Origin of the sequence: Actinocrinis sp. (genome assembly GCF_035650855.1) — a bacterium.
Classification (GTDB): domain Bacteria; phylum Actinomycetota; class Actinomycetes; order Streptomycetales; family Catenulisporaceae; genus Actinocrinis.
This window is the reverse complement of record NZ_DASRGV010000264.1, coordinates 1-3,240: the sequence shown is the minus strand read 5'-3', so window position 1 is coordinate 3,240 and position 3,240 is coordinate 1. Positions and strand designations below refer to the sequence as shown.

The window sequence follows — 3,240 nt, the reverse complement described above, 5'->3', positions numbered from 1 at the left end:
CTTAGCCTCTCGCGGCGGCGGCGTTGGTCTGCGAGACGATGTCGGCGGCGCTGCCCTTGCCGGCCATCAGATTCACCACAGCGGCGTTCATGGCGTTGCCGACGTTCAGGCCGAACAGCGTGTCGAGGAAGGTTATCGAGTAAGCTGCCTTATTCGCCGCCTGCAGCGCCGAGATGTTGTAGGGCGCGGTGACGACGTCCTGGGCCTGCTGGTTCACCGGGATCGACTGGAAGGCCTTGGCGTAGGCCTCCTGCTGGTCCTTGGTCAGCAGGAACTCCAGGTACTGGAAGGCCTCCTTCGGCGCGTTCTTGGACAGCGAGAACGCGGTGTTGCCGCCCACGATGGCGCTCGCGTCGCCCTGGCCGCCGGACACGGCGGGGAAGGGGAACCAGCCCAGGTCGGGCAGCGGCTTCTGGTCCGGAGTCAGGCTGCTGATCACTCCGGGGTCCCAGCTGCCCATCAGCTCCATGGCGGCCTTGTGGTTGGCGATCTGGCCCGCCGACGAGCCGGCGCCCTGCTGCGCCGCGGTCGTGAGGAAGCCGTTCTGGAACGGGTTGACCTTCAGGAACGCGGACAGGTCGGTGCCGGCCTTGGTCCAGCACGGGTCGGTGAACTTGAGCGACTTGGTGGTGCTCGCCATGGTGCTCTGGCTGCACTCGCGCAGCGCGAAGTTGTAGTACCAGTGCGCGGCCGGCCAGGCGTCCTTGGCGCCGACCGCGATCGGCGCGACGTGGATCGCCTTCAGCTTCGCGACATCGGTCTCAAGCTCGTCGATGGTCGTCGGCGTCGAGGTGATGCCGGCCTGCTGGAAGAGGTTCTTGCTGTAGTAGATGCCCTCGGGCTGCGTGTCGAACGGCATCCCGTAGACCTGGCCGTTGATCGTCTCGGCGCTCAGTGCCGACGCCCCGGCGTTCGCCTGGTCCGCGGCGCTCAGGTTCATCGCCTGCAACTGGCCGGCGTCGACCTCGGCCTGCAGCTTTCCGCCGCCGCGCTGCAGGAAGATGTCCGGCGCGTTGTTCGCGTTGAGGGCGGTCTGCAGCTTGCCGTCGAGGTTCTCGTTCTGGATGGTCTGGTACTGGATGGTGACGTTCGGGTGCGCCGCTTCGAACTGCTTCGCGGCGTTGTTGAAGAACGTCATGCCGTCCGGGCCGTTGGTCGCGTTCTCCCAGAAGGTCACCGTGACCTTGCCGCCGGTCGAGCCGCCGCCGCCGGAGCTGCCGCCGGCGCAGCCGGCCGCAGCCAGTGTGACGCCCAAGCCGATCGCGACTACCGTCGCGCCGCGCGTTTTCCTCACCATCGTGGAAACCCCTGATACGTCTCGAGATCGGGTTTGAGCCCGCCCCGCCGGGCCGTTGGACCGCGGCCGGCCGGGCTGGTGGTTCGTGCTGCTGCGGATGGAACTCGTGGTGTGGCCGCCTCGGTGTGGTCCGGAGCCGGTCCGCGCTTCGACCCGGCGAGCCGGGCTCGGTCGGGTAGGTGGTCGGACCGCGCCGGATCGGCTCGGATGCGGACGCTGAGGTCGCCCGGCGCCGAGCGGAGCCGGGAAACGACCCGAGTTTGCGCGCCCGGCCGGGGGGTTGTCAATCGTTGTCGATAACGTTTTTCATGACTAGGGTGGCGGCGTGTGGCAGCCGAGTACGCGGGTCACCATCCGCGACGTCGCCGAACGCGCCGGAGTGTCCGTCGCGACGGTGTCCAAGGTCATCAATCGGCGGTACGGCGTCGCCGCGGCGACGGTGCGGCGGGTGCAAGACGTCATCGACGAGCTCGGCTACGAGGCCAGCCTGGTGGCGCAAAGCCTGCGCAACCACCGCACCAACGTGATCGGCGTGCTGGTCACCGACCTGGAACCGTTCAGCACGGAACTGCTGAAGGGCATCGCGGCGGCGATCCGGAACACCGGGTATGAGCTGGTGATCTACAGCGCGGGCGGCCGCGTGTCCGACCGCATGTCAGAGCACGTGGGCTGGGAGCGTCGATACCTGTCACGGCTGAACGGCACGCTCGTGGACGGCGCGATCCTGGTCACCCCGACGGTCGTCGAGGTGCAGTCCGACGCGCCGGTGGTCGCGGTGGACCCGCACACCGGTTCGCACGACGTGCCGACGATCGACTCGGAGAACCTGCACGGCGGCGCGCTGGCCACCGAGCACCTGATCGCGCTCGGCCACCGGCGGATCGCGCTGCTCGGCGGCCGGCCCGACCTGGAGTCGGCGAAGCTGCGCGAGCAGGGCTTCCGGCGGGCGATGGCCGCGGCCGGCGTGCCGGTCGACGAGGGCCTGATCCTGGTCGGCGGCTACGTCGCGCAGGTTTCGGCAGACGCGGCCCGCGCGCTGCTGGACCGGCCGGACCGGCCCACCGCGGTCTTCGCGGCCAACGACGTCAGCGCCATCGCGACCATCTCGGTGGCGCGCGAACTCGGGCTGCGCGTCCCGCAGGACCTGTCGGTGGTCGGCTTCGACAACATCCCGGAGTCAGTCCTCTGCACGCCCCGGCTGACCACCGTGAACCAGCCGATCCAGACGATGGGGGAGCGGGCGGTCAGGACGCTGATCCAGCTGATCCGCAACGAGGAGCCGGAGTCCACCCACGTGTCACTCGCGACCGACCTGGTGGTTCGTGAGTCGACCGCGGCGCCGGGCGGGTGAGGCGGGCGTCGCCGACGTGCGCTTGACCCTCACGTCGCGTCAGGGTCGAGGGTTGGGCGCGTGAGCGATTACTACAACGCATTCGAGATGAGCCCGGTCCCCGCCGCCGGTCCTGACGCAGTCGCGCCAGAACCGTTCCGGGGCATATACGGCATGCCCGCATTCTTGACCATCCCGACGAGCGACTTGGCCGCGTCAGTGAATTTCTGGACTCGCGGGCTGGGCTTCTTCGAACTCTTCAGCATCCCCGGCCGGCTCGGGCTCGGTCAGTGACCCGCGCGACACTCCCTGGAATACCCGCGATGTGGAGGTCATCACGCCCGAGAAGGTGCGGATCGTCTTCACCGCGGCGAAGCCGTTCGACCCGACCAGCCCGGCCGCGCGAAACCTTCAGGCCGTCGGGATCACCGCACCCGACTCTGGCCCCCGCGACAATGGGAAGCATGCCTGACCACAGCGATGCCGCCGACCTGACCGTCGGCCAGGCGATGCTCGGCAAACACGGCGTCAGCATCGGCGACCCCAGCGTGCTGCGCGCTGTGCTCGGCGGCGCGTTCTACCTGACGCTGATCGCGCTGTTCTTGCTCGGCGT

2 protein-coding genes and 1 pseudogene are annotated in these 3,240 nt (G+C 68.9%); 2 read left to right on the top strand and 1 reads right to left on the bottom strand.

The window, feature by feature from the left end; all coding sequences use genetic code 11:
• Position 1: 1 nt before the first annotated feature.
• Complete coding sequence (locus tag VFB40_RS19170; RefSeq protein ID WP_324852582.1) at positions 2–1,297, bottom strand: extracellular solute-binding protein; 1,296 nt, start codon at positions 1,295–1,297, stop codon at positions 2–4.
• Between the two features lie 325 nt (positions 1,298–1,622).
• On the opposite strand from VFB40_RS19170, the gene VFB40_RS19165 reads away from it, so the two are divergent.
• Positions 1,623–2,648: a LacI family DNA-binding transcriptional regulator gene (locus VFB40_RS19165; RefSeq protein ID WP_324852580.1), complete on the top strand. Its 1,026-nt coding sequence runs from the start codon at positions 1,623–1,625 to the stop codon at positions 2,646–2,648.
• A 60-nt stretch (positions 2,649–2,708) separates the two neighbouring features.
• Positions 2,709–3,099, top strand: a pseudogene (locus VFB40_RS28655) (VOC family protein).
• Positions 3,100–3,240 lie beyond the last annotated feature (141 nt).